This is a genomic window from Aeromonas sp. 62-46 (assembly GCF_001898585.1).
Taxonomy (GTDB): Bacteria; Pseudomonadota; Gammaproteobacteria; order Enterobacterales; family Aeromonadaceae; genus Aeromonas; species Aeromonas caviae.
The window spans coordinates 58,770-82,291 of record NZ_MKUI01000022.1; the positions used below are offsets into that span (position 1 = coordinate 58,770).

General features: G+C 63.9%; 22 protein-coding genes. 11 read left to right on the forward strand and 11 right to left on the reverse strand.

All coding sequences use genetic code 11. The features are described 5' to 3' along the window. Positions 1-68: 68 nt before the first annotated feature. Positions 69-2,645 (reverse strand): leucine--tRNA ligase, encoded by a 2,577-nt coding sequence (gene leuS, locus BGO64_RS07855; protein ID WP_286700422.1) that lies wholly within the window; start codon positions 2,643-2,645, stop codon positions 69-71. Between the two features lie 251 nt (positions 2,646-2,896). Between leuS and BGO64_RS07860 the strand changes: the two genes are divergently transcribed. Continuing rightward, positions 2,897-3,385, forward strand: a complete 489-nt coding sequence (locus tag BGO64_RS07860; protein ID WP_286700423.1) for a zinc ribbon-containing protein — start codon at positions 2,897-2,899, stop codon at positions 3,383-3,385. Positions 3,386-3,470: 85 nt separating this feature from the next. Here the strand turns inward: BGO64_RS07860 and lnt are convergent, their stop codons facing one another. From lnt to miaB, 5 genes are all read right to left on the reverse strand, one after another. Continuing rightward, positions 3,471-5,000, reverse strand: coding sequence for an apolipoprotein N-acyltransferase (lnt, locus tag BGO64_RS07865; RefSeq protein ID WP_160837071.1), 1,530 nt, complete (start codon positions 4,998-5,000; stop codon positions 3,471-3,473). 180 nt (positions 5,001-5,180) lie between these two features. Continuing rightward, positions 5,181-6,062 carry a CNNM family magnesium/cobalt transport protein CorC gene (gene corC / locus BGO64_RS07870; protein WP_010673769.1) on the reverse strand — a complete coding sequence of 294 codons (882 nt, stop codon included), beginning with the start codon at positions 6,060-6,062 and terminating at the stop codon, positions 5,181-5,183. 95 nt (positions 6,063-6,157) lie between these two features. Beyond that, positions 6,158-6,622 carry an rRNA maturation RNase YbeY gene (gene ybeY, locus BGO64_RS07875; protein ID WP_039041101.1) on the reverse strand — a complete coding sequence of 155 codons (465 nt, stop codon included), beginning with the start codon at positions 6,620-6,622 and terminating at the stop codon, positions 6,158-6,160. Further along, the gene (locus tag BGO64_RS07880) at positions 6,619-7,677 is read right to left on the reverse strand and encodes a PhoH family protein (protein WP_010673771.1); all 1,059 of its coding nucleotides are present in this window, start codon (positions 7,675-7,677) and stop codon (positions 6,619-6,621) included. Before BGO64_RS07880 ends, ybeY begins: the two co-directional genes overlap by 4 nt. Positions 7,678-7,727: 50 nt before the next feature. Beyond that, positions 7,728-9,161: a tRNA (N6-isopentenyl adenosine(37)-C2)-methylthiotransferase MiaB gene (gene miaB / locus BGO64_RS07885; protein ID WP_010673772.1), complete on the reverse strand. Its 1,434-nt coding sequence runs from the start codon at positions 9,159-9,161 to the stop codon at positions 7,728-7,730. A gap of 224 nt (positions 9,162-9,385) precedes the next feature. On the opposite strand from miaB, the gene BGO64_RS07890 reads away from it, so the two are divergent. Beyond that, a complete protein-coding gene (locus BGO64_RS07890; RefSeq protein WP_286700424.1) occupies positions 9,386-10,549 on the forward strand; it encodes an FAD-dependent monooxygenase in 1,164 nt (387 codons plus the stop codon). Positions 10,550-10,689: 140 nt separating this feature from the next. Then, positions 10,690-11,265, forward strand: a complete 576-nt coding sequence (locus BGO64_RS07895) for a cysteine hydrolase family protein (protein ID WP_286700425.1) — start codon at positions 10,690-10,692, stop codon at positions 11,263-11,265. Positions 11,266-11,301: 36 nt separating this feature from the next. Here the strand turns inward: BGO64_RS07895 and BGO64_RS07900 are convergent, their stop codons facing one another. After that, positions 11,302-12,183 carry a LysR family transcriptional regulator gene (locus tag BGO64_RS07900; RefSeq protein ID WP_286700426.1) on the reverse strand — a complete coding sequence of 294 codons (882 nt, stop codon included), beginning with the start codon at positions 12,181-12,183 and terminating at the stop codon, positions 11,302-11,304. A 114-nt stretch (positions 12,184-12,297) separates the two neighbouring features. On the opposite strand from BGO64_RS07900, the gene BGO64_RS07905 reads away from it, so the two are divergent. Next, a complete protein-coding gene (locus BGO64_RS07905; RefSeq protein ID WP_010673776.1) occupies positions 12,298-12,522 on the forward strand; it encodes a hypothetical protein in 225 nt (74 codons plus the stop codon). Further along, on the forward strand, positions 12,519-13,190 hold the full coding sequence (locus BGO64_RS07910; protein WP_042014508.1) for an HAD-IA family hydrolase: 672 nt from the start codon (positions 12,519-12,521) through the stop codon (positions 13,188-13,190). The genes BGO64_RS07905 and BGO64_RS07910 overlap by 4 nt, the downstream gene beginning before the upstream one ends. A gap of 21 nt (positions 13,191-13,211) precedes the next feature. Here BGO64_RS07910 and BGO64_RS07915 read toward each other — a convergent pair whose 3' ends face one another. Further along, positions 13,212-14,672, reverse strand: a complete 1,461-nt coding sequence (locus tag BGO64_RS07915) for a sensor domain-containing diguanylate cyclase (protein ID WP_286700427.1) — start codon at positions 14,670-14,672, stop codon at positions 13,212-13,214. A 107-nt stretch (positions 14,673-14,779) separates the two neighbouring features. Continuing rightward, positions 14,780-15,382 (reverse strand): nitroreductase family protein, encoded by a 603-nt coding sequence (locus tag BGO64_RS07920; RefSeq protein WP_010673779.1) that lies wholly within the window; start codon positions 15,380-15,382, stop codon positions 14,780-14,782. Positions 15,383-15,672: 290 nt separating this feature from the next. Between BGO64_RS07920 and BGO64_RS07925 the strand changes: the two genes are divergently transcribed. Continuing rightward, positions 15,673-17,217 carry a sensor domain-containing diguanylate cyclase gene (locus tag BGO64_RS07925; protein ID WP_286700428.1) on the forward strand — a complete coding sequence of 515 codons (1,545 nt, stop codon included), beginning with the start codon at positions 15,673-15,675 and terminating at the stop codon, positions 17,215-17,217. Between the two features lie 241 nt (positions 17,218-17,458). Further along, positions 17,459-17,932: a YMGG-like glycine zipper-containing protein gene (locus BGO64_RS07930; protein WP_039041096.1), complete on the forward strand. Its 474-nt coding sequence runs from the start codon at positions 17,459-17,461 to the stop codon at positions 17,930-17,932. 85 nt (positions 17,933-18,017) lie between these two features. Here the strand turns inward: BGO64_RS07930 and BGO64_RS07935 are convergent, their stop codons facing one another. Continuing rightward, positions 18,018-18,974, reverse strand: coding sequence for a D-2-hydroxyacid dehydrogenase (locus BGO64_RS07935; protein ID WP_139737755.1), 957 nt, complete (start codon positions 18,972-18,974; stop codon positions 18,018-18,020). A gap of 121 nt (positions 18,975-19,095) precedes the next feature. Next, the gene (locus BGO64_RS07940) at positions 19,096-19,866 is read right to left on the reverse strand and encodes a DUF3530 family protein (protein ID WP_039041094.1); all 771 of its coding nucleotides are present in this window, start codon (positions 19,864-19,866) and stop codon (positions 19,096-19,098) included. A 310-nt stretch (positions 19,867-20,176) separates the two neighbouring features. Here BGO64_RS07940 and BGO64_RS07945 point away from each other — a divergent pair, with 310 nt between their 5' ends. Genes BGO64_RS07945 through BGO64_RS07960 form a run of 4 tightly spaced genes read left to right on the forward strand, consistent with a single transcriptional unit; the run spans position 20,177 to position 23,498 of the window. After that, the gene (locus BGO64_RS07945; RefSeq protein ID WP_039041093.1) at positions 20,177-21,217 is read left to right on the forward strand and encodes an isopenicillin N synthase family dioxygenase; all 1,041 of its coding nucleotides are present in this window, start codon (positions 20,177-20,179) and stop codon (positions 21,215-21,217) included. 21 nt (positions 21,218-21,238) lie between these two features. Continuing rightward, positions 21,239-22,051 (forward strand): MetQ/NlpA family ABC transporter substrate-binding protein, encoded by an 813-nt coding sequence (locus BGO64_RS07950; protein WP_286700429.1) that lies wholly within the window; start codon positions 21,239-21,241, stop codon positions 22,049-22,051. Then, a complete protein-coding gene (locus BGO64_RS07955) occupies positions 22,048-22,842 on the forward strand; it encodes a methionine ABC transporter ATP-binding protein (RefSeq protein WP_010673786.1) in 795 nt (264 codons plus the stop codon). Before BGO64_RS07950 ends, BGO64_RS07955 begins: the two co-directional genes overlap by 4 nt. Next, positions 22,827-23,498 (forward strand): methionine ABC transporter permease, encoded by a 672-nt coding sequence (locus BGO64_RS07960; RefSeq protein WP_353743872.1) that lies wholly within the window; start codon positions 22,827-22,829, stop codon positions 23,496-23,498. The genes BGO64_RS07955 and BGO64_RS07960 overlap by 16 nt, the downstream gene beginning before the upstream one ends. Positions 23,499-23,522 lie beyond the last annotated feature (24 nt).

Below are 23,522 nucleotides of genomic sequence, written 5' to 3' on the forward strand. Positions count from 1 at the left end.
GCCGTCATCATCCGTGTGTCGTCAGCCCCTGGCGGCCAGACTGTCGGCCGCCGCCAGGGGAGGCGTCATCAGTTGGCCACGATGTTGAGCAGCTTGCCCGGCACGTACACGACTTTGCGCACGGTCAGACCGTCGGTGAACTTCTGTACGGACGCATCGGCCATGGCCAGCTTCTCGACGTCGGCCTGGCTTATCTCGGCCGGCACGGTCAGCTTGCCGCGCATCTTGCCGTTGATCTGCACCACCACCAGCTTCTCGGTCTCGACCATGGCCGCTTCGTCAGCCACCGGCCAGGCCGCGACATCGATGTCCCCTTCCTTGCCCAGCATCTTCCACAGCTCGAAGCCGATGTGCGGGGTGATGGGGTAGAGCATGACCACGACCGCTTCCAGCGCTTCCTGCATCAGGGCGCGATCCTGAGCGTCGCTGCCCAGTTTGGCCAGGTTGTTCATCAGCTCCATGATGGCAGCGATGGCGGTGTTGAAAGTCTGACGGCGACCCACGTCGTCGCTCACCTTGGCGATGGTCTTGTGCAGCTCGCGGCGCACGGCTTTCTGGTCGCTGGTGAGGGCGGCGACGTCCAGTGCGGCAACGGCGCCACCGGATACGTGCTCGAAGGTGATGCGCCACAGGCGACGCAGGAAGCGCTGGGCACCTTCCACGCCGGAGTCGGACCATTCCAGGGTCATCTCGGCCGGGGAGGCGAACATCATGAACAGACGGACGGTATCGGCGCCGTAACGCTCCACCATCAGCTGCGGGTCGATGCCGTTGTTCTTGGACTTGGACATCTTGGTCATACCGGAGTGCATCACCTCACGACCTTCGTTGTCGATGGCCTTGGTGATGCGACCCTTGTCGTCACGCTCCACCTTGACGTCGAGGGGGCTGACCCAGACGTTGCCGCCCTTCTCATCCTTGTAGTAGAAGGCGTCAGCCAGCACCATGCCCTGGCAGAGCAGGCGCTTGAACGGCTCGTCGCTGTTCACCAGGCCCGCATCACGCAGCAGCTTGTGGAAGAACCGGGCATAGAGCAGGTGCATACAGGCGTGCTCGATGCCGCCGATGTATTGATCCACCGGCAGCCAGTGGTTGGCAGCCGCCGGATCCAGCATGCCCTTGTCGTAGTCTGGGGAGCAGTAGCGGGCGTAGTACCAGGAGGACTCCATGAAGGTGTCGAAGGTATCGGTCTCGCGGAACGCTTCCTGGCCGTTGTAAGTGGTCTTGGCCCACTCGGCATCGGCCTTGATGGGGCTCTGGATACCGTCCATCACCACGTCTTCCGGCAGCAGGACCGGCAGTTGATCTTCCGGGGTCGGCACCACGGTACCGTCCGCCAGGGTCAGCATGGGGATGGGAGCGCCCCAGTAGCGCTGACGGGAAACCCCCCAGTCGCGCAGACGGTAGTTGACGGTGCGCTTGCCCTTGCCGAGCCCTTCCAGCTTGTTGGCGATGGCATCGAAGGCACCCTGGAAGTCGAGGCCGTCGAACTCGCCGGAGTTGAACAGCACGCCCTTCTCGGTATAAGCCGCTTCGCTCACGTCGACGTCGCCATCAACCGGCTTGATGACAGGCTTGATCTCGAGGCCGTACTTGGTGGCGAATTCGAAGTCACGCTGATCGTGGGCCGGAACCGCCATCACGGCGCCGGTGCCGTAGTTCATCAGCACGAAGTTGGCGACCCAGACGGGCACCTTGCGGCCATCCAGCGGGTGAATGGCGTAGAGGCCGGTGGCCATGCCCTTCTTCTCCATGGTGGCCAGTTCAGCTTCGGCCACCTTGGTGTTCTTGCACTCTTCGATGAAGGCGGCCAGCTCCGGATTGTTCTGGGCTGCTTGCAGCGCCAGCGGGTGACCGGCGGCGATGCCCACATAGGTCACACCCATGAAGGTGTCCGGACGGGTGGTGTAGACCTCGAGGTGCTCGGCCTGACCGTCGATATTGAAGCTGATGTTGACCCCTTCGGAGCGGCCAATCCAGTTGCGCTGCATGGTCTTGACCATCTCCGGCCAGCCTTCCAGATTGTCGATGTCGTTCAACAGCTCTTCGGCGTAGTCGGTGATCTTGATGAACCACTGAGGGATCTCTTTTTGTTCCACCGGGGTGTCACAGCGCCAGCAGCAGTTGTCGACAACCTGCTCGTTGGCCAGCACGGTCATGTCGTTCGGGCACCAGTTGACGGAGGAGGTCTTCTTGTAGACCAGACCCTTCTCGTAGAGCTTGGTGAAGAACCACTGTTCCCAGCGGTAGTAGTCCGGCTTGCAGGTGGCCAGCTCCCGATCCCAGTCATAACCCAGACCCAGCATCTTCAGCTGGTTCTTCATGTATTCGATGTTTTCGTAGGTCCAGGGCGCCGGTGCCGTGTTGTTCTTGATGGCGGCGTTTTCCGCCGGCAGGCCGAAGGCGTCCCAACCGATAGGTTGCAGCACGTTCTTGCCATTGAGGCGTTGATAACGGGAGATCACATCACCTATGGTGTAGTTGCGAACGTGCCCCATGTGTAGACGACCAGACGGATAGGGGAACATGGAGAGGCAGTAGAACTTTTCCTTGTCTACTTTCTCCACCGCCTTGAAGGTTTTCTTGGCATCCCAGTGCTTCTGCACTGCTGGTTCTATGGATTGGGGAACGTATTGCTCTTGCATTGGTGACATCCGGATCTGTGAAATGAATAGATAAAACGGCTGGGAAATCCCGATAGAATACCCATATCCTGCGGCGGCAACAACCGCCAGCATCCGCCCGGTCTCGGGCCAGGTCCGGTACCCGCGAGGATTTGCAGAGCCGCAAGAGCCGCGAGAGTCGCAACGAAGTGAGAATGGCAACCGCCGCCCGTATCCGCCGAGCCCGAGGTCAGGGTCTGGCTCGATCGGGATTCAGCAGAGGAGTGATGGCCATGGACAAACGTCGACAAGGGTATGAAGCCTTTATCGCCCAGCTCAAGAAGCAGTGGGAAGAGACGGAAGCGTTTCAGGGAGAGCGCCTCAACCGGATGATCGCCAAGGTGCAGGCCTATCTGGAGGCGGCCGGGGATCTGACCCAAGACGAGCTGGCGCTGATCGCCGAGTATGTGAAGCGGGATCTGGGCAACTATGACGAAGGGCGCAAGGATGAGCAGGTGGAGGAGTCGGCCTTCATGCTGGCGCTCAAGGACACCGCCTGGTCCTGGCTGGCGGACGTGACCGACCGCACCCAGATGGAGTGGCAGGAGTTGGCGGACGAGCTGGAACACAAGGGGGTCTACCGGGCGGGGGACTGGGTGGGACTCGGGGTGCTGGTGTGCGATCACTGCGAGTGGCGCCATACCGTGCTGCACCCGGAGCAGCTTGGCACCTGCCCCGAGTGCGGGGCCGATGAGTATCACCGTGAGCCGCTGTCTCCTTGAGCCGCCAGACTGTGCCAAGCCATAAGCCAAACCATAAAAAGAGGCGCCCAAGGGCGCCTCTTTTGTTTATCGGCGTTGTGTGGTCTTAGCCCTTGCGTGCCCAGGGGTGGGCACGTGGGCGCAGCCACAGGGCCAGCCCCAGCAGGGCGGCGGCCAGGCCATACATGGGCCAGCTGCCAAAACGCAGATAGGGGGTCTGGCCGTGGGCGGGGCGTACCTCGGCACGCAATACTCCAGCCTCGAATTGCGGGATCTGGGCGATGATGCTGCCGTCTATCTCGGTGACGATGGTGATGCCGGTGTTGGTGTCGCGCAGCAGCGGGCGGGCCAGCTCGAGGGCGCGCATGCGGGCGATCTCCATGTGCTGCCAGGGGCCGATGCTGGTGCCGAACCAGGCGTCGTTGGAGACGGTCAGCAGAAAGTCGGTATCCGGCTGCACGTTGCGGCGCACCTCGTCCGGGAAGATGATCTCGTAACAGATGGCGGCGGCAAACTTGAGCCCCTTGGCGATCAGGTTCGGCTGCACCTCGTCACCCCGGCTGAAGGAGGACATGGGCAGGTTGAAGAAGGGGGCGATGGGACGCAGCAGATCTTCAAAGGGCACGAACTCGCCGATGGGCAGCAGGTGGTACTTGTAGTAGCGGTTCTTGTGCTCGTAGTAGTAGGACTCCTTGCCCTCAGCATCCTGTACCCCCATGCCGAGCACGGTATTGAAGAAGCGCTGCTGTTTCAGATCGTAATGGATGATCCCCGCCAGCAGGCCGGTGTCGTTCACCTTCATCGCCTTGTCCAGGCTCTCCAGATAGGTACCCATCTCCTTCTCGATGGCCGGGATGGCGGACTCCGGCCAGACGATGATGTCGGCATCCTGGTTCTCGCGGCTGAGATCCTGATACTTGCGCACGGTCGGCACCAGGGCCTCCGGATCCCACTTGAGGGACTGCTCGATGTTGCCCTGCACCAGCGCGACCTTGACCGGCTCACCCCGGGTCACCCAGTTGAGCTGCATCAGCCCCTGGGCGGCGCCCACCAGGGCGACGGGGAGCAGCAGCCATGCCGGCTTGCGGTGCTGCCATACCAGCCAGAGGGCGGAGGCGGTGAGCAGCAGGGCGAGGGTGATGCCCTGCACCCCGAGAAGGGGAGCGAAGCCCTTGAGGGGGCCGTCTATCTGGGTGTAGCCGAACCAGAGCCAGGGGTAGCCTGTCATCACCCAGCCCCGCAGCCAATCGGCCATCAGCCAGAGCGCCGGGAAGGCGAGCAGCCAGCGGCTCCAGTGGCGGCCGACAAAGAAGCGGGCGAAGAGCCAGCAAGCCAGGGTCGGGTAGAGGGAGAGATAGGCGCAGAGCCCGGCCAGCAGCACGAAGGCGGCCGGCAGCGGAATGCCGCCAAACTCCGTCATGCTGACGTGGATCCACCACTGCCCGGGCAGGAACAGACCCATGGCGTAGCCGAAGCCGCGCCAGGCTGCCTGTTTGGGGGTGGCCTTGTCCAGCAGGGCGTAAAGGCCGAGCAGGGAGGGGATCACCAGGGGCCAGTAGCCGAAAGGGGAGAAGGCCAACACGGCGATGGCGCCGCTGGCAATGGCAAACAGGCTGGTCAGGAGTTTCGATTTCACGGGGGATCGGGGCTCGAATTGGACTGAATGGAAACACAATGGCCGACATCTTAACCGCAAACCGGGTCAACGGCGAGCCTCGCGGTCGGCGTGGGTCCAGGGGCGGTCGCGCGGCGGGAGAGAGGCAAAAAAAGCGCCCCTGACGAGAGGGGCGCGGGATGTGCGTGGTGCTGGGCGGGATCAGGACTCCGGCTGCGCCGCCGCATGATGCTCGGGGATCTTCACCTGCAACTGTTGCAGGCGACGGCGATCGGCGTGCATCACCTTGAACAGGTAGCCGTCGAGTTCGATCTCTTCACCCTTCTTGGGCAGGTGGCTGAAGGCGTGCATCACCAGACCGCCGACGGTGTCCACCTCTTCATCGCTGAACTGGGTGCCGAAGAAGTCGTTGAAGTCCTCGATCTCGGTCAGCGCGCTCACCGAGAAGACCCGCTTGCTGATGCGGCGGATCTCTTCCGGCTCGTCCTCGATGTCGTCGAACTCGTCGTCTATCTCGCCGACGATGAGCTCCAGAATGTCCTCGATGGTCACGAGGCCAGAGACACCGCCAAATTCGTCCACCACGATGGCCATGTGGTAGCGCTCTTCCCGGAACTCCTTGAGCAGACGATCGACCCGTTTGCTTTCCGGCACGATCACCGTGGGACGCAGGATCTTCTCCAGCTGGAGCGGTTCGCTGGCATGCTGGCCGCCAAAACCGAACGGCAGCAGATCCTTGGCGAGCAAGATGCCCTCCACGTGATCCTTGTCTTCGTTGATCACCGGGAAGCGGGAGTGGCCGGATTCGATGATGACCGGCAGGAACTCGTCCACCGGCTGGGACTTCTCGATGGTCACCATCTGGGAGCGGGGGATCATGATGTCACGCACGCGCAGCTCGGCAATTTCGAGCACGCCCTCGATCATGTCCTTGGTGTCCTGATCGATGAGGTCCCGCTCTTCGGCATCGGCGATGACCTCTACCAGATCGTTGCGGTCTTTTGGCTCGCCCTGGAAGAGTTGGCTGAGTTTGTCGAGCCAGGTTTTCTTCGGCGAGCCGGTACTAGGGTGATCGTCGGTCATTTTCTCTCTTGGTTACTCGTATGAACACACTTGAAATCGTTGTGGCTATATGAGGATGGGCATCGGCTGTTTCAAGACGATGACCATCCGGTTCGTTACTCTTCGTCGTTCAGATAAGGATCGGCGAAGCCCAGTTCCTGCATGATGTCGCGCTCGAGCTGCTCCATCTCCTCGGCTTCCTCGTCCTCGATATGGTCATAACCTAGCAGATGCAGACTGCCATGCACAACCATGTGAGCCCAGTGGGCCATCAGGGGCTTGCCCTGTTCGACGGCTTCGGCCTCGACCACCTGGCGGCAGATCACCAGATCCCCGAGCAGGGGCAGCTCGAGACCCGGTGGCGCTTCGAAGGGGAAGGAGAGCACGTTGGTGGGCTTGTCCTTGCCGCGATAGGTGTGGTTGAGCTCGCGGCTCTCCGCCTCGTCCACCAGACGCACCGTCACCTCGGCCTCGGGCTGGAAGCCCAGAATGGTGCCGTCGAGCCAGCCTTGCAGCTGGGCCTCGGTCGGCAGGCCGTCCGGGCTGGCGCAGGCCAGTTGCAGATCCAGGGTCACGCTCATTGGGCACTCTCTTTGCTGGTGTTCTCGTTGCGGGGAGTGGCTGCGCTCTTCTCGGCCGCCTGCTGGGCATCGAATGCCTCGTAGGCCTGCACGATGCGGGCCACCACGGGATGGCGCACCACGTCCTTGGACTCGAAGAAGTTGAAGGAGAGGCCATCGACCCCCTGCAACACCTCCAGGGCGTGGCGCAGACCGGATTTGGTGCTGCGAGGCAAGTCCACCTGGGTGATGTCGCCGGTCACCACCGCCTTGGAGTTGAAGCCGATGCGGGTCAGGAACATCTTCATCTGTTCCGTGGTGGTGTTCTGGGCCTCGTCCAGGATGATGAAGGCGTCGTTGAGGGTGCGGCCGCGCATGTAGGCGAGCGGCGCCACCTCGATGACGTTGCGCTCCATCAGCTTCTCCACCCGCTCGAAGCCCAGCATCTCGAACAGGGCGTCGTAGAGGGGGCGCAGGTAGGGGTCCACCTTCTGGGAAAGATCGCCGGGCAAGAAGCCGAGCTTCTCACCGGCTTCCACCGCCGGGCGGGTCAGCAGGATGCGGCGGATCTCCTGGCGCTCCAGGGCATCCACGGCGGCGGCCACGGCGAGATAGGTCTTGCCGGTCCCGGCGGGCCCGATGCCGAAGCTGATGTCGTGGCGCACGATATTGGCGATGTACTGGGCCTGGTTCGGGCTGCGGGGCTTGATGAGACCGCGCTTGGTCTTGACCGTGACCTCCTTGCCATACGGCAGGGAAGGGGCGGGTTCGTCGTCCTGCTCCAGTACGCGGGACTCCTGCACCGCCAGGTGCACCATCTCGGGGGTGATGTCGCTCACCTTGCTCCCCTTGAGGGGCTGGGTTTCCACATAGAGGTGCTTGAGGATGACGGCAGCCGCCTCCACCTGGGCCTGCTTGCCGATCACTTGGAAGTGGTTGTCCCGGTAGCTTATCTCGATGCCGAGACGTCGCTCCAGCTGCTTGAGGTTGTCGTCAAAGGGTCCGCACAGGCTGGCGAGGCGCTGGTTGTCGGCGGGTTCCAGATGCAGATTCAGGGTGGAGATGTGTCGGCTCAAGGTGTCCTCTTATCGGTTGTTCCCCCGCCACGGGGCGGGGGAGAGAGTCATCAATGGGGTCTGAAGGCCGCAACGCCCAGATCATCGGGCACGTTGTCAGGACGACGGGCGAGGATCTCGCTCGGGGCCGTGGCGATGCGCAGGTTCATTTCGTCCTCGCCGCGGATGAAGCGGCCGCGCAGGGAGTAGGGGCGTACGTCGGTGATCTCCACGTCGGCGAAGCCGCCGATGAGGCGGTGCGGCCCTTCGAAGTTGACCACCCGGTTGTTCTCGGTGCGGCCACTGAGCTGCATGGGATCCATCTTGGAGGGCCCCTCCACCAGGATGCGCTGCACCGAGCCCAACATGGCGCGGCCTATGAGCATGGACTGGTGATTGATGCGGTTTTGCAGTCGGGTCAGGCGGGCCTTCTTCACTTCCATGTCGACGTCGTCCGGCAGGTCCGCGGCCGGGGTGCCGGGGCGCGGGCTGTAGATGAAGCTGAAGCTCATGTCGAAGTTGATCTCCTCGATGAGTTTCATGGTGGCCTCGAAGTCTTCGTCCGTCTCGTTCGGGAAGCCGACGATGAAGTCGGAGCTCATGGTGATGTCGGGACGCACGGCGCGCAGGCGGCGGATCTTGGACTTGTACTCCAGCACGGTGTGCGGGCGCTTCATCATGGTCAGGATGCGATCCGAGCCGCTCTGGATGGGCAAGTGCAGGAAGCTGACCACCTCGGGGGTATCACGATAGACCTCGATGATGTCGTCGGTGAACTCGACCGGGTGGCTGGTGGTGTAGCGAATGCGGTCGATGCCGTCGATGGCAGCCACCAGGCGCAGCAGCTCGGCGAAGGTGCAGACCTCCCCGTCGAAGGTCGGTCCCCGGTAGGCGTTGACGTTCTGGCCGAGCAGGTTCACTTCGCGCACCCCTTGCTGGGCGAGCTGGGCGATTTCATAGAGCACGTCATCCAGCGGTCGGCTCACCTCCTCGCCACGGGTGTAGGGCACCACGCAGAAGGAGCAGTACTTGGAGCAGCCTTCCATGATGGAAACGAAGGCGGTCGCCCCCTCGGCACGGGGTTCGGGCAGGTTGTCGAACTTCTCGATTTCGGGGAAGGCGATGTCCACCTGGGCACCGCGCCCCTCCTGCACCTGCTTGATCATGGTCGGCAGGCGGTGCAGGGTCTGGGGTCCGAAGACGATGTCCACATAGGGCGCCCGGCTGCGCAGGTTCTCCCCTTCCTGGGAGGCGACGCAGCCGCCCACCCCGATCACCAGCCCCGGTTTTTTCGCCTTGAGCTTCTTCCAGCGACCGAGCTGGTGGAACACCTTCTCCTGGGCCTTCTCGCGGATGGAACAGGTGTTGAGCAGCAGCACATCTGCCTCTTCCGGCTCCTCGGTAAGCGTGTAGCCATTGCTGGCATCCAGCAGGTCCGCCATCTTGGACGAGTCGTACTCGTTCATCTGGCAGCCCCAGGTCTTGATATGAAGTTTCTTGCTCATTGCTTCTCGTGACTGGTTTTGAAATCGGCAGGGTCAAAGGACCGGCCATTTTACTCCGCAATCCCGGTGCTGACCAGTCTGGGGCCGCCCGCCGCCATCAGGGCCGGCTTGTCGTCGGCAATTGCGCATCCCCCTCACTGTTTCTGCCGCCTCCTTGCGTTATCATGCCCCATTCGGTTCGGCCCTTGCCCCTTATCGCGGGGACTCCTTGCAGGAATCAAGTTATGGAACAGTGTGATATTGCCATCGTCGGCGCCGGCATGGTGGGTGCCGCCACCGCCTGCCTGCTGGCGGCAGAGGGGCTCTCGGTGCGGGTCATCGAGACCCGGTTGCCCGAGCCCTATGCCCCCGAGCAGCCGCTGGATCTGCGGGTTTCCGCCATCAGTCAGGCCTCGGTGGCGCTGCTGACCCGGGCCGGTGCCTGGCAATATCTGCAGCAGATGCGGCTGTGCCCCTATCGCCGGCTGGAGACCTGGGAGCTGGACGGCTTCGCTACCCGCTTCGACGCGGTGGATCTCGGGCTGCCCCAGCTCGGCTACATCATCGAGAACCGGCTGATCCAGCTCGCCCTGCTGAAAAGGATGGAGGATTTCCCGACCATCCAGGCCCATACCCCGGCGGCGGTGACGAGTCTGCGCCAGAGTGCGGATGACGCCGTGCTGACCCTGGATGACGGCACCGAGCTGCAGGCGCGCTGGGTGCTGGCCTGCGATGGTGCCGAATCCCACACCCGGCGACTGGCCGGCATCGGGGTGTCGCGTTTCGAGTACCGCCAGCACTGCATGCTGATCAACATCGACACCGATTTTGCCCAGGAAGACATCACCTGGCAGCAGTTCACCCCGAGCGGCCCGCGCGCCTTCCTGCCGCTGCCGGGCCGCCATGGCTCCCTGGTCTGGTATGACAGCCCGGCCCGCATCCGGGCGCTGGCCGCCATGAGCAACGAGGCCCTGGCCGTCGAGGTGCGCCGCCACTTCCCGAGCCGCCTTGGCGGTTTCACCGTGACGGCCAAGGGGAGCTTCCCCCTGGTGCGCCGCCACGCCAACGACTATCACGCCGGGCGAGTGGTGCTGCTCGGGGATGCGGCCCACACCATCAATCCGCTGGCGGGGCAGGGGGTCAACCTCGGTTTCAAGGACGTGGCCTGCTGGGCCGGGTTGCTCGGCAAGGCGGGGGCACAGTGGCACGAGCTGGCGCTGGCTGGGCGTTACGAGGGGCGACGCCGCCCTGACAACCTGCTGATGCAGTCGGGGATGGATCTCTTCTACGGGGTCTTCAGCAACGAGATAGGCCCCCTCAGGCTTGCCCGCAACCTGGCGCTGAATCTGGCGGACAAGGCGGGGCCCCTCAAGGAGATGGCGCTACGCTATGCGCTTGGGCTGGTATGAGGCAGTGCGTGGCACTGCCAGGTGCCAATCGGGTGGCATATCAATCCGTGTGATGGTGCCAGCCGGTTTTTTATATGGCCGCGAGGAGTGATCCTGGCGGCGCAGGGGCAAAACGGCCTCAGGCAAGGGGGGAGCACACCATGAACAAGGCATTGCTGGTGATCGATTTTATCAACGACATCGCCCACCCGGACGGGCGCATCGCCGCCTCGGCGGCCCAGGTGATCGAGCAGAACGCCATTGTGCACGCCAATCAGGCGCTGGCTCATGCTCGCGCTCACGGCTGGCTGGTGGTGCTCATCAAGGTGGGGTTTGACGAGGGCTATCTGCTGCAACCCAGGGGTTCCCCCATGTTTGGCCGTGCCCGGCAGTTCGGGGCCCTCTCCCTGGCGGACAGCGGCACCGACTTTCACCCGGATCTCGATGTACAACCCGGGGATCTGGTGCTGACCAAACCCAGGGTCAGCCCCTTCTACTGCACGGCGCTGGAGCCCGCGCTACGGGCCAATCGCATCGAGCATCTCTATGTGTGCGGCGTGAGCACCAGCTGGGCCATTCAGGGGGCGGTGCGAGATGGCCACGATCGGGACTACGCCATCACCATCCTGGAGGATGCCTGCGCGGCGGCGGATGCCGCAGAACACCAGGCTTCCCTGCGCATGCTCGGTCGCATTGCCGAGATCATCAAGGTCGCGGAGCTGGCGGAACGGGACTGAGCCCGGCCATCCTCTCCTGCAGGCATCTCATGCACCTCATGCGGGCTCGGGGTGCGTCTCTCTCACCATGGCGAGGAAGCGATCCCGAATGGGATCGGCAAATTCCGGGTTCCACACCAGGCTGATTTCCCATTCCGACCAGGGGCCGGAGAGAGGGTAGAGGGTCACCTCCTTGCCCGCGATGAACCCTACGCTGCGCGGCAGGATGGCGTTGCCGATACCGGCGGCCACCAGGGCGACCAGGGTCTGGATGTCTTCCGCCTCCTGGATGAGACTGGTCAGCCGGTTGGCGCCGAGAAAGCGGGCGATCTGCTGGCTGAGACCCGGACAGCGATGGCCCACCATCTGCAGTAAGGGATCGCGGATCAGCGCCCGCTCCAGGTCGAAGTCCGGCCCTGCCACCTGGGTGGGGACGGCCAGCACCAGTCTGTCCGTCAGCAACCTGTGTTCCCTCAGCTGCGGCGCATCAGGCCGTCGCATGAAGCCCAGTTGCAGCCGACCCGCCAGCAAGTGTTCCTGCTGGATGGCGGAGGTGGTGTCCCGCAGGTGGACCAGCACGTCGGGGGCCTGCTGTTTGAAACGGGCCACCAGGGAGGGGGCCAGTGCGAAGCTGGAGAGCCCGAACCCGATGTGGAGGCGTCCGGCGGCACCGCTTGCCAGCGCCAGGGCATGCTGCTCGAATCCCTTGCCGTGATCCACCAGAGCCCTGGCTTGGGGCAGCAACTGGAGGCCGATGGCGGTCAGCTCGGCCCCGTGGCGGCCCCGGTTGAACAGGGTGCTGCCGAGGGCCTGCTCCAGCCCCTGGATCTGCTTGGTCAGGGCCGGTTGCGTCACAAAAAGCCGGCTGGCCGCTTCCCGGTAGTTGGCACTCTCGGCCAGCATGACGAAGGCCTGCAATTGTCTCAGGTCGAATCTCATTCCATTTGGTTATCCAATGTGGCGATTTATTGATTATAAATTATCTAATCTCCTTGTTCTAATGGTCTCGAAACGGGCCTGCTTGCCCGCTGTTCAGCCACAAGGAGTCATGTCATGTCGAGCGAACGCTATCTGTTTTTGATCAAGGGGAGCCTGGTGATGGCTCAGCCGCTGGCCGCACCGGAGACCGGGGAGCTGCTGACCAGTCTGTTGCAGCAGGGGTTCGTCGTCGCCCCCTTGCCGGTGTGGGCCAGCAATGCGGAGCAGGCGCTCGCCTGTTACGAGGCCGCTGCCCAGCGGCAGGTCTTCGCCGATGCGCTGGCGGGGAGAGCCCTGTGAGCGCGGTGCGCGTGAAGGCCGCGGCCCTGCTGCTGGACATGGACGGGACCCTGGTCCACTCCACCGGCGACGTGGAAGTCGTGTGGCGGCGCTGGTGTCAGCACCATGGGCTGGATCCCGCTCCCGTGCTCGCCATGTGTCACGGCGTGCGCTCACGGGAGGTGATAGGGGCCCTGGCTCCCCAGCTGGACATGGCGGTGGAGGTGGCCCTGCTCGACGATCTGGAAATGGCATACGCTGCGGCGCCGATACCTCTGGACGGTGCCCGGCGACGGCTCGAACAGCTGCCGTCGACGCGCTGGGCGCTGGTGACTTCCGCAAGCCGGAGGGTGGCAGAGCACCGGCTGCTGCACGCCGGATTGCCGCTGCCCCGACTCCTGGTGTGTGCCGGTGATGTGGTACGGGGCAAGCCGGATCCCGAGCCTTATTTGCTGGCTTCCAGCCGGTTGGGACTGGCTCCGGCCGATTGCCTGGTGTTCGAGGATGCACCAGCGGGCATCGCCAGCGCCCTGCAGGCGGGTTGCCAGGTGGTGCAGATGGGGGGAACAAGGCGGTATGACGACAGGCTCAAGGGCTGGCTGCGGGACTGGCGCGGGATCGAGATCGAGGTGGCACCAGACGGGCTCCATCTTCATCTGCCCGCCCCGCTGCCGGCAGAGGCCGGATGATGACGACAAGGGGCACGCCATTCAGGCGCCGCAAGATTGCCCGATGCTGGGGGAAGCCTGCTCGGCCGAATAGCGTTCCACCCGGTTGCGGCCATTGTGCTTGGCCAGATAGAGCGCCTGATCGGCGCGAGAGAGCAGCTCGTCCAGATTGAAGGGGCCCTCTTTCTGGGAGGCGATACCGATGCTGACTGTGATGCAGACGGCGGGCTCGGCTCCCTTTTCTTCCCCTGGCTGCGCGACGATTTTTCGCAGCCGCTCGGCAACTGCCATGGCCTGCTCCTCGCTGAGGCCGGGCCAGATGGCCACGAACTCCTCTCCCCCCAGGCGACAGAAGAGATCCCCCGGTCGAAGCTGGTCGCGCACACGGGCCGCGAAGCTGCTCAACTGGTTGTCACCCTCTTCGTGACCGTGACGATCATTGATGCGTTTGAAATGATCGATGTCCAGCATGCAGATCGCCACAGGGTAGCGCTGCACCGTGAGGTACTGGAGCAGTTCGTTGGCGGCCGACCAGAAGCCGGCCCGGTTCAGCGCACCGGTCAGGTGATCGTGGTGGGCCAGGTGTCTCATCTCCCGCAGCAGGCTGTTGCGGGCCGCCATGATGCTGGCGGCGGTCAGGGGGGTGAGAGCGATCAACATGACCCCTATCCGGACGGAGAACATCCAGTACTGGGTCTGGACATCGTGATTGATGACGAGGTGGCCGTTTGAGAGGGCGATCAGGATCAGGGTGCTGTAACTCAGGGTCAGCAGGCTGGTGGCGAAGACGGAGTAGGTGACGGCGCACCAGAGCAGCGTCGGTACCGGGAAGGCGATGGATCCCGGCCCCTCGACGAGCAGGGTGAGCAGCAGGGAGGCCACCAGGCTCAGCAGCGGCATCAATCTGGTCCAGGAGAACTCGGTGCGGTAGAGGAGGGTGCGCCAGGGGGGCACGCTGTCATGGGGAGGCAGTGTCAGGAGCACCGGCAGTATGGTCATGTAGTTCACCAGCTCGCTGGCAAACCAGAAGCCCAGCCCGTAGAGCGGGGGGCCCAGAGACAGGATGGGATTGATGATGGCGCCGACCACGCCGGCGGCGAGGGAGGCGGCCAGGGTGTTTCGCAGCAGGAGCACGAGGGACGTGGGGCGCCTGAGGAGCTTGTCGGCAGGCGCGAGCCGATGCATCAGCAGATACCCGACGCCGATGCCGGCCAGGTTGCCGCAGGTCAGCAGGATGGTTTTGAACAGGGGCTCGCCGGTGAAGAGGGCGGCGAGAAAAAAGCCCAGTATGCCGCCGGCCCAGCCCGCCGGGGTGGCCAGGCGTGGATAGCGCACCATGCAGCCGAGCAGGACCGCATTGGCAGGCCAGAAGGCCGCCAGCAGGTTGGGGGGGCGGGTGAAGATGCCGATCAGCGAGAACAGCAGTACCAGGGCGGCGACACACAACAGAGCGGACAAGGGCGTCAATGTGCATGAGGTACGTTGGCGTGCGATGTCCCCCATGGGGACCTCCTGACAAGAGAGGGTTTGCTCAGAGTATGGCTGGCACGTGACAAGGGTGAACGAGGGGGAGAGAAGAAAACGCCCCCTGGTGGAGGGGGCGTGAAGGCTTACTTGAAGACCCGGAAACGCACGTCGTCGTCGATGAAGGTCTTGTCGCCGGCAGGTTGCTCTATGCTGCCAAAAGGCATCTGGGCACGAAGCAGCCAGCTGGCGGGCAGGTCCCACTCCTTGCGCACCGCATCGTCGATGAGCGGGTTGTAGTGTTGCAGGGAGGCGCCGATGCCCTCCTGGGCCAGGGTGGTCCAGACCGCGAACTGGGCGATCCCGGTGGCATGTTCGGACCAGATGGGGAAGTTGTCGGCATAGAGAGCGAATTTCTGCTGAAGATCCTCGATGACGGCGGTGTCTTCGAAGAAGAGCACGGTGCCAGCCCCGGCGCGGAAGCTGCCGTTGATCTTGGCTTCACTCTGGGGATAGGCCTCCGGCGGCACTATCTTCTTGAGCTCCGCCTTGACGATGTCCCACAGCTTGTGGTGCTGCTCGCCGAACAGGATGACGGCGCGGGAACTCTGGGAGTTGAATGAAGAGGGGCTATGCTTGACGGCATCCTTGATGAGGGCGGTCAGCTGGGCCTCGGAGTGGGTCACCCGGTTGCCCAGGGCATAGATGGTACGACGTGCTTTGATCTGTTCGATAAACGGACTGCTCATAACATCTCCTTGGTTGATGAATCATCACCGCCAGCGTTGCCGACAAAGGTCATCTGGCTCCGATTTCTCGAGTCATCGACTATAGCACCTTGCGGGCAATAAACCGTCAACGACGAGTAATGACTGTTTCTACTTTTTATGGATATTCACATGACGGATGTGAATATGGCCGTGAGACACCTTGATATCTTTTTTATCATTAGCAGTGGATGTTAATGACTTCAATCAATATCTTTTGCAGATTTTTAATCTATAAAATTCATCCAATATGACATTTTATAGAGAGTGACATGACGGCGGCGCTGATCAAGGAACGCTATTACATACTGACTCCGCTGTCGTTTCTCCTGGGAGGGCTGGTGCTGATCGCCACCCTGTTGCTGGCGGCAGCCAGCTACCTGAGCAGCATCGACAAGACGGTGGCGGGTTACGGTCACATGCTGGCCGCCCTCGACGCCACCCTGCTCCAGGACATGGCGCAGGACAACCGCCGCCAGCTTGGCGTGCTGGAGGCGTCCCTGGACAAGCAGGCCATCGCTGCCGGGGCATCGGCCATCAATCCCATCTGGGCCATTGCCCATCAGTTCAAGTTCGATGCCCACTTCCTCTATTTCTACAACGCGCGCACCCATCGGCTCGACAGCTATCCCGACTGGCAGCAACCAGAGGGCTACCGGGCACAGGCGCGGCCCTGGTACCAGACCCTGTCCGGCGAGGGCGATGATCTCGTCTGGTTCGGTCCCTACCCGGAGTTCGATTCGGTCCGGCAGGTACTGACCCTCATCAAGCGGGTCAAGGATGATGAGGGGCAACTGCTTGGACTGCTGATGGTGGACATGTCGTTCAGCGCCTTGCAGGGGGCGTTGCACCGGGCGGTGGGTGAGGATCCGGTGGCTCTCTACATCACCGAGCGCAAGGGCGGCAAGCTGGTGGTGGGGCACAATTTGTCGCTGTTGCCGCCCCATCTCGAGCGGGAGACGCAGGCGGCAGGGCTGGACGGGTTCTGGGCAGGTCGCCACCTGCAACACGCTCTGGAGGGGATGGAGTGGGATCTCAACGTCTATCTCCCCCCCTCCCATTTTCATGAAAACCTGCAAGACACCCTGTTGATGGTGGTGCTGCCCGCCCTGGCATTGCTCTGCATCTGGCTGTGCAGCCTGTGGTTTCTGGTGCGGATCTTTCGCCAGGAGCAGGCGCTGGTGCAGGGCTCGCTCAGCGGCCTCATCCGGGATGAGGCGAGAAAGGAGATCCAGCGGCGTCAGCGAACCTGGTTCGTGCACGGCAGCCTGGGAGAGATAGAACAGGTGCGAAACAGCCTGCTGCAAGGGCAGGATGCCCTGCTCCACGACCCTCTCACCGGCATCCTGAACCGGCGAGCCTTCGATCAGCAGCGGGCCGGGCTGGAGCAGGCGGGGAGGCCCTACTGGCTGGTGCTGTTCGATGTGGACAACTTCAAGCGCGTCAACGACAGCTGGGGACACGGTGTGGGGGATGCGGTGCTGTTTCGGGTGGCCACCATCATGGCGAGAACCCTGGGGGATGAGCAGGTCTACCGCATCGGGGGCGATGAATTTGCGGCCTTGCTGCCCTGGGAGCAGGCGGAGGTGGAATGCCGCCTGACCCACCTGCTCGGTCGGGTGAAAGCCCTGAAATGGCGGGAGTTCGCCGACGCCATCACCCTGAGCGCCGGCGGAGCGCGCTATCCGGATGATGCCCTGACGCTGCTCGAGCGGGCGGATGCCTGCCTGTACGAGAGCAAGCACCAGGGGCGGGATTGCTGGCATCTGGCGGCGTCGTCGCCCGTTGACGGGGAGGTTGTGACAGTATCTGTCTGACGGTGATCGCTGCAAAAAAGGGCCTTTGGGCCGGGAAAAGGGTCATGACGGGGATGATTTCTCGTGTGACCTTTTTTTTTGATGTGGTTTCAGGTGGTTAGCCTGCTTTCTTGCATCGTGTCGCGAACCGGAGACAGGGAGGGCTGGCCGTGAGGTGCCCCTTGCGGCAGTGGCGCAGGTCAGGGGGCTTTGTATAGTGCAGGGAAAAATAATCAATCATCAGGTTTGACAGGAGTACCCCATGAAAATGAAACCGTTTGGCATGAGCGCACTGGCGCTGCTGGGGGCGTTGCTGTTGGGCACAGGACAGGTGCAGGCATCCGAGACCCTCAATACCATTCTCGGCGGCGGAGCCGGCGGGGTGGCGGGCACCATGATCGGCAAGGAGCTGGGTGGCGACACCGGCGCCCTGGTGGGGGCCGCCCTGGGGGGCGCGGCCGGTGGTGCGGCCACGGCCAATAGGGGCAACAAGAACGAAGCTGCGCTCGGCGGCGCCGTCGGTGCCCTGGGCGGGGCTGCCATCGGCAAGAGCGTCGGTGGCAGCACGGGCCAGCTGATCGGCGCCGGTATCGGTGGTGCCGGTGGCTCCGCCATCGGAGCCAGGACCGGGGATGGTCACGAGAGCCGCGGCGATCGCTATTACGATGACAGGCGCTATCACAAGCACCACAAGAAACACAAAAAGCACCGCAAGCACAGATGGCATGACGACTGATGCCGCGGCAAGCTGACCGACAAAAAGGGGCCCTTGGCCCCTTTTTTGATCCCGCTGCCGGCCCGTGAGGGGCGCGAGCGGCCTCTTACACCAGCCGGTGCTGGCGCCTGCCAAGGGAGAAGGCGTTGATGTTGTCGATGAGCTGATCCGCGAGGCGCTGCATCGACTCTTCGCTGGCCCAGGCCACGTGGGGAGTCAGGATGAAATTGGGGTAACGCAGGGCCTGCATCAGGGGGTGATCCGGAGGCGGCGGCTCGACACTTGCCACATCGAAACCGGCGCCGCCCAGACGGCCGTTGCCGAGGGCTTCGAGCAGCGCCTGCTCGTCCACCAGGCCGCCACGGCCCACGTTGATGAGCAGGGCGCCCGGTTTCATCAGGGTCAGCTCCCGCTCCCCGATGAGATGGCGGGTGTAGGGGGTGAGCGGGCAGTGCAGGCTGATCACATCCGAACTTTGCAACAGGGCATCCAGGGGCAGTCTGTCGTCATCCCCCGGGGAGCCGACCTGGCTCTGGGCATAGTAAACCTCCATCCCGATGGCGCTGGCCCGCTGTCCCAGTGCCTGTCCCAGGGTTCCCTTGCCGATGATCCCGAGGCGCTTGCCATGCAGATCCGTGATGGGGTGGTCGAAGAAGCAGAACTGGCCGCTTTGCTGCCAGCGCCCCTCCAGCAGGGACTGGCGCCAGGCGAACAGGTTGCGCGACAGGGCGAGCATCAGGGCCATGGCGTGCTCGGGGACGGAAGGGCCCGAGTAGTTGCGGATATTGCACACGGCGACATTGGCGGCGCGGCACGCCTCCAGGTCCAGGTTGTCGCTGCCGGTGGCGGCCAGAGCGATCAGGCGCAGTTCGGGCAGCTGGGCCAGTTCATCGGCCCCGATGCGCACCTTGTTGATGATGGCGATGCTGGCGCACTTGAGCCGCTCCACCACCTGATCCGGCGCCGTGGTCGGGTAGCTTTGCCAGTGATGGGGAAAATCGGGGCGGCGCAGATTGATGCCGGTGTCCAGGGTGTCGCTGTCGAGAAACACGATTTGCTGCATGAAGCCTCCTGCCATTGGTTCGGACATGATGCCAAACATGGAGGGCGGCTGACCAGCGCGGTGGCATCGGGTCAAGTCCGATGGGGAAGGCAAAAGGCGGGTGGCTGTGCCTCGGAGGGACTCAGATCCAGCCCAGGTGCGTCAGCCAGCCCTGGATGCGGCCCGGCGTCTCCTCCAGATCCATCAGGGCATAGGGGCGGTAGTTGAGCTTGTGGCTGCGGCGGCTCTCGCTTCTGCGGGCTTCGGCCGCCAGCAGGGGCCAGCGTCCTCCCTCCTCCTGATAGAGATCCAGGGTAGGGATGCTGCCCTGGGCTATCTGCTTGGCGAGGGTCTGGTTGCTCAGCTGGTTGGGGAAGAAGCCGTCGAGCAGCACCAGGGCATCGGGGGCGGGCAACTGCTCGCTGGCGATGAGGTTGGCGGCCCAGGCGGCGCTGGTACCCTGGGCCAGCAGCAGCTTGAAGCCCCCCTCCTGCAGCTTGGCATCCCCCAGCTTGCTGATGCGGGAGGCAAACTGCTTGCGAAAATCGTCGATGACCTGCTGTTTCTTCTCGGCGGCGGGGTCGAGCTCGGTCTGCTGCGGCGAGGGGAGCAGCAGCAGGGTGTCGAAACCGAGGCGCCCCAGCTCCCGGGTCAGTTGCCACAGCTGGCCGCTGCGCTGCCAGTCGGGCAGCAGGATGACCAGACCCACGTAGTTGTCGCTGTCGTGCTTGGCAAACAGTACCTGTTGCTTGTCCACCCTGGTGCTGTCGGGTATTCCCTGCCAGTCGCTGCTCTGCCAGTAGTCGGGGGGAACCAGGGGGGCTGGATCCGGGGCGGCGCCTGACGGTGCCTGCCCGGCGCCGTGGGCGGCAAAAGCAAGCAGGGTCAGCAGCAGATAGGGGCGAAATGTCATGGGGGATCCTCCAGCACTCCCTCATAGCGGCCTCGCCGGGGGTTTCTTTAGGGCAAGGGGGCACATCGGCATCGGCGGTGGCGAAGAGGGTCTGACCGGCGGGCCGGACACGGGCCCGGGATTGTTCCAAATGGCAAAGCATTCCCGGTTTTGATTGTTCCATCCCGTGACCCATACATGGTTCAGTAAGGGCAGGCAGACAGGGGGGCCGGGGCATGTTGTCACTGGCCGCAGGCGGAGAATTCTTCCCCCTATCTCGTCAGAACGAGAGATTCACCCTCACTTTCCATCGACAGGGAGCGTTATCGCCATGAGCACCTTGGTTCACTTGCCCATCCTCGACCTGAGGCAGCTGGATGCCTCGCCCGACGCCCGGGCCGATTTTCTGGCATCGTTGCGCGATGCCGCGAGAGAGACGGGATTTTTCTACCTGACCGGCCACGGCATCGATCCCGAGCTGCAACAGGAGGTACAGCAGCTGTCGCGGGCCTTCTTTGCGCTGCCTCTGGCGGCCAAGCAGCAGGTCGCCATGATCCACTCTCCCCATTTTCGTGGCTACAACCGACCGGGGGCGGAGCTGACCCGGGGTCAACCCGACTGGCGAGAGCAGTTTGATATCGGTGCCGATCGCCCAGCCTTGCCGCGCGCGGCGGGCGACCCGCCCTGGTGGCGGTTGCAGGGGCCGAATCAGTGGCCGGAGGCGCTGCCGACACTGCAACCCGTGCTGACGCGCTGGCGTGGGCAGATGACCCGCATGTCCCGTACCCTGCTCGGGGCTTTTGCCGAGGCGCTCGCACTGTCGCCAGATGCCTTCGATGCCCTGCACGGAGAGCGTCCCAACGAACATATCAAGCTGATCCGCTATCCCGGTGAGCGGGGCGCCACCCAGGGGGTCGGTCCCCACAAGGATTCGGGCTTCCTGAGCTTCCTGCTGCAGGATGACCAGCCCGGCCTGCAGGTGGAGGTGGCGCCGGATCACTGGATCGACGCGCTCCCGCTCCCCGGCACCTTCGTGGTCAACATCGGTGAGCTGCTGGAGCTCGCCAGCAACGGCTACCTGCGGGCGACCGTGCACCGGGTGGTGCCGTCGGCGCCGGGGCAGGAGCGTCTCTCCATCGCCTTCTTCCTGGGGGCCCAGCTCGACGCCGTGGTGCCCGTCTATCCGCTGCCCGAGGCACTGGCCCGTGAAGCCAGGGGGCCTGCCACCGACCCGCACAATCCGCTGCTGCGGGAGGTGGGCTGGAACTACCTCAAGGGGCGGCTGCGTTCCCACCCTGATGTGGCATTGCGCCACCATGCCGATCTGTTGCCGGCGCCCCGGGCGCTGGCGGTCGGCGAAACCACCCATTGATTGCATGGCAAGGAGCACAAGATGAACAAGCACGGACTGTTTTCCCTGAGCGGCCTGGTATTGGCCCTCGGACTCTCTCTCTCCGCCCAGGCAGCCCAGGCGCTGCGGGTTGCCGCGGATCCACTGCCCCATGCGGATATCCTCGGCGAGGTGAAACGCCAGGACCCTTCGCTGGATCTGCAGGTGATCGAGCTCAGCGGCGGCATCAATGCCAATGCCCTGTTGGTGGCGGGTGATGTGGATGCCAACTATTTCCAGCACGTCCCTTACCTGCGGGATCAGGAGAAGGCGCTCGGCACCGAGCTGGTGGTGGCCGCGACCGTACACGTGGAGCCTCTTGGCATCTATTCGAAGAAGTTCAAGCACCTGAGGGAGGTACCGGAAAATGCGGTGATAGCCCTGCCCAACAATGTCACCAACCTGAGCCGGGCCCTCTATCTGTTGCAGCACGAGGGGCTCATCACCCTCAAGGCCGGCCATGAAGATCCGGCGCGGGATCTGGCGACGGTGCACGACATCGCCACCAACCCCAAGGCGATCAAGATCCTGGAGATCGAGGCGCCGCAGCTGCCGCGCTCCCTCGACGACGTGGATCTGGCGGTGATCAATGGCAACTATGCCCTGGAGGCGGGGCTGGAGCCTGCTCGCGATGCCCTGGGGCTGGAGAGCGCCCAGAACAATCCCTACGCCAACATCCTGGTGACCACCCCGGCGCTCAAGGATGATCCGCGGATCCGCCAGTTGGCGCGGGACCTGGAGTCCAGGGCGATCGCCGACTTCATTCGCAAGAGCTACAAGGGGTCGGTGATCCCGGTGGCCGGGCGGCAGTCATGATAGTGCTGGAGGGGCTCGGCAAGCAGTACCCGGGGCACGGGCAACCCGCTCTGGAGGGAGTGTCGCTCGAGATTCCGGATGGGGCCATCTACGGCATTCTCGGGCGCAGCGGCGCGGGCAAGAGCACGCTCATTCGTTGCCTCAATCTGCTGGAGCGGCCAAGCCGGGGCCGCATCCTGTTCGATGGCCGCGACATCACGGCACTGGAGGGGGCGGCCTTGCGCCGCCACCGTCAGGGGACCGGCATGATTTTCCAGCACTTCAATCTGCTGCACGCCCGCAGCGTGGAGGAGAACGTGGCGGTCCCGCTGGAAATCGCCGGAGTGGCGCGCCGGGAGCGGGCGGCCCGGGTCAGCGAGCTGTTGGAACTGGTGGGGCTTGGCGAGCACCGTCGCGCCTTTCCCTCCCAGTTGTCGGGGGGACAGAAGCAACGAGTGGGCATCGCCCGCGCCCTGGCCGCCAATCCGCGCCACTTGCTCTGTGACGAGGCGACCAGTGCCCTGGATCCGGAGACCACGGAGTCGGTGCTGGCGCTGCTTGCCGACATCAACCGCCGCCTCGGGATCACCATAGTGCTCATCACCCACGAGCTGGAGGTGGTCAGGGCCATCTGCGATCACGCGGCATTGCTTGAACGGGGTCAGCTGGTGGAAAGCGGCGCTCTGGGCACCCTGCTGGCCAACCCAGACTCCCGCGTGCGGCAGGCCCTGTTGCCGGATCCCGAGATCCTGCGGCGTTTCATGGCGCGTCACGGAGTCACAGAGGAGGTGCGTTTATGCAGAGTCGCCTGAGTGCCGATGCCTTGCTCGAACTGATGTATCAGGGGTCGCTCGAAACGCTCTACATGGTGGGAGTGGCGGCCGTGTTCACCCTGCTGCTGGGGCTGCCGACCGGGGTGCTGCTGGTGGTGACCCGTCCCGGGGGCGTGCTGCCCTTGCCCCGTCTCAACATGGTGCTGGGGATCGGTATCAACATCGGGCGGTCGCTCCCCTTCGTGGTGCTCCTGATCGCCCTGATCCTCCTGACCCGGCTGGTGGTCGGCACCTCACTGGGCAGCACCGCCGCCATCGTCCCCATCACCCTGGGGGCCTTCCCCTTCTTTGCCCGGGTGGTGGAGAGCGCCCTCGATGAGGTGGACAAGGGGCGCGTCGAAGCCGTGCTCGCCATGGGGGGCAGCGGCTGGCACGTGGTCGTCAAGGCGCTGCTGCCCGAGGCCTTGCCGGCGCTGCTGGCCGGACTCACCCTGACGGTGGTGATGCTCATTGGCTTCTCCTCCATGGCAGGGGTGGTCGGTGGTGGCGGGCTCGGGGATCTGGCGATCCGCTACGGCTACCAGCGCTTTGACGACAAGGTGATGGCAGGGACCGTGGTCATGTTGCTGCTGCTGGTGCAACTGGTACAGGGGGTGGGGGACAGGCTGGTGCGGGCACTGGCCCATCGCCGCTAGGGGCACGGCTTCTCATCAGGCCGG

What these genes read in the sequence shown, in the direction of transcription:
- BGO64_RS07950 (WP_286700429.1), top strand. Translation starts at nt 21,239, where the DNA reads ATGAACAAGCACGGACTGTTTTCCCTGAGCGGCCTGGTATTGGCCCTC.
- corC (WP_010673769.1), bottom strand. Translation starts at nt 6,062, where the DNA reads ATGACCGACGATCACCCTAGTACCGGCTCGCCGAAGAAAACCTGGCTC.
- leuS (WP_286700422.1), bottom strand. Translation starts at nt 2,645, where the DNA reads ATGCAAGAGCAATACGTTCCCCAATCCATAGAACCAGCAGTGCAGAAG.
- BGO64_RS07920 (WP_010673779.1), bottom strand. Translation starts at nt 15,382, where the DNA reads ATGAGCAGTCCGTTTATCGAACAGATCAAAGCACGTCGTACCATCTAT.
- BGO64_RS07935 (WP_139737755.1), bottom strand. Translation starts at nt 18,974, where the DNA reads ATGCAGCAAATCGTGTTTCTCGACAGCGACACCCTGGACACCGGCATC.
- miaB (WP_010673772.1), bottom strand. Translation starts at nt 9,161, where the DNA reads ATGAGCAAGAAACTTCATATCAAGACCTGGGGCTGCCAGATGAACGAG.
- BGO64_RS07945 (WP_039041093.1), top strand. Translation starts at nt 20,177, where the DNA reads ATGAGCACCTTGGTTCACTTGCCCATCCTCGACCTGAGGCAGCTGGAT.
- BGO64_RS07900 (WP_286700426.1), bottom strand. Translation starts at nt 12,183, where the DNA reads ATGAGATTCGACCTGAGACAATTGCAGGCCTTCGTCATGCTGGCCGAG.
- ybeY (WP_039041101.1), bottom strand. Translation starts at nt 6,622, where the DNA reads ATGAGCGTGACCCTGGATCTGCAACTGGCCTGCGCCAGCCCGGACGGC.
- BGO64_RS07905 (WP_010673776.1), top strand. Translation starts at nt 12,298, where the DNA reads ATGTCGAGCGAACGCTATCTGTTTTTGATCAAGGGGAGCCTGGTGATG.
- BGO64_RS07860 (WP_286700423.1), top strand. Translation starts at nt 2,897, where the DNA reads ATGGACAAACGTCGACAAGGGTATGAAGCCTTTATCGCCCAGCTCAAG.
- BGO64_RS07890 (WP_286700424.1), top strand. Translation starts at nt 9,386, where the DNA reads ATGGAACAGTGTGATATTGCCATCGTCGGCGCCGGCATGGTGGGTGCC.
- BGO64_RS07940 (WP_039041094.1), bottom strand. Translation starts at nt 19,866, where the DNA reads ATGACATTTCGCCCCTATCTGCTGCTGACCCTGCTTGCTTTTGCCGCC.
- BGO64_RS07955 (WP_010673786.1), top strand. Translation starts at nt 22,048, where the DNA reads ATGATAGTGCTGGAGGGGCTCGGCAAGCAGTACCCGGGGCACGGGCAA.
- BGO64_RS07960 (WP_353743872.1), top strand. Translation starts at nt 22,827, where the DNA reads ATGCAGAGTCGCCTGAGTGCCGATGCCTTGCTCGAACTGATGTATCAG.
- BGO64_RS07895 (WP_286700425.1), top strand. Translation starts at nt 10,690, where the DNA reads ATGAACAAGGCATTGCTGGTGATCGATTTTATCAACGACATCGCCCAC.
- BGO64_RS07930 (WP_039041096.1), top strand. Translation starts at nt 17,459, where the DNA reads ATGAAAATGAAACCGTTTGGCATGAGCGCACTGGCGCTGCTGGGGGCG.
- BGO64_RS07915 (WP_286700427.1), bottom strand. Translation starts at nt 14,672, where the DNA reads ATGGGGGACATCGCACGCCAACGTACCTCATGCACATTGACGCCCTTG.
- BGO64_RS07925 (WP_286700428.1), top strand. Translation starts at nt 15,673, where the DNA reads ATGACGGCGGCGCTGATCAAGGAACGCTATTACATACTGACTCCGCTG.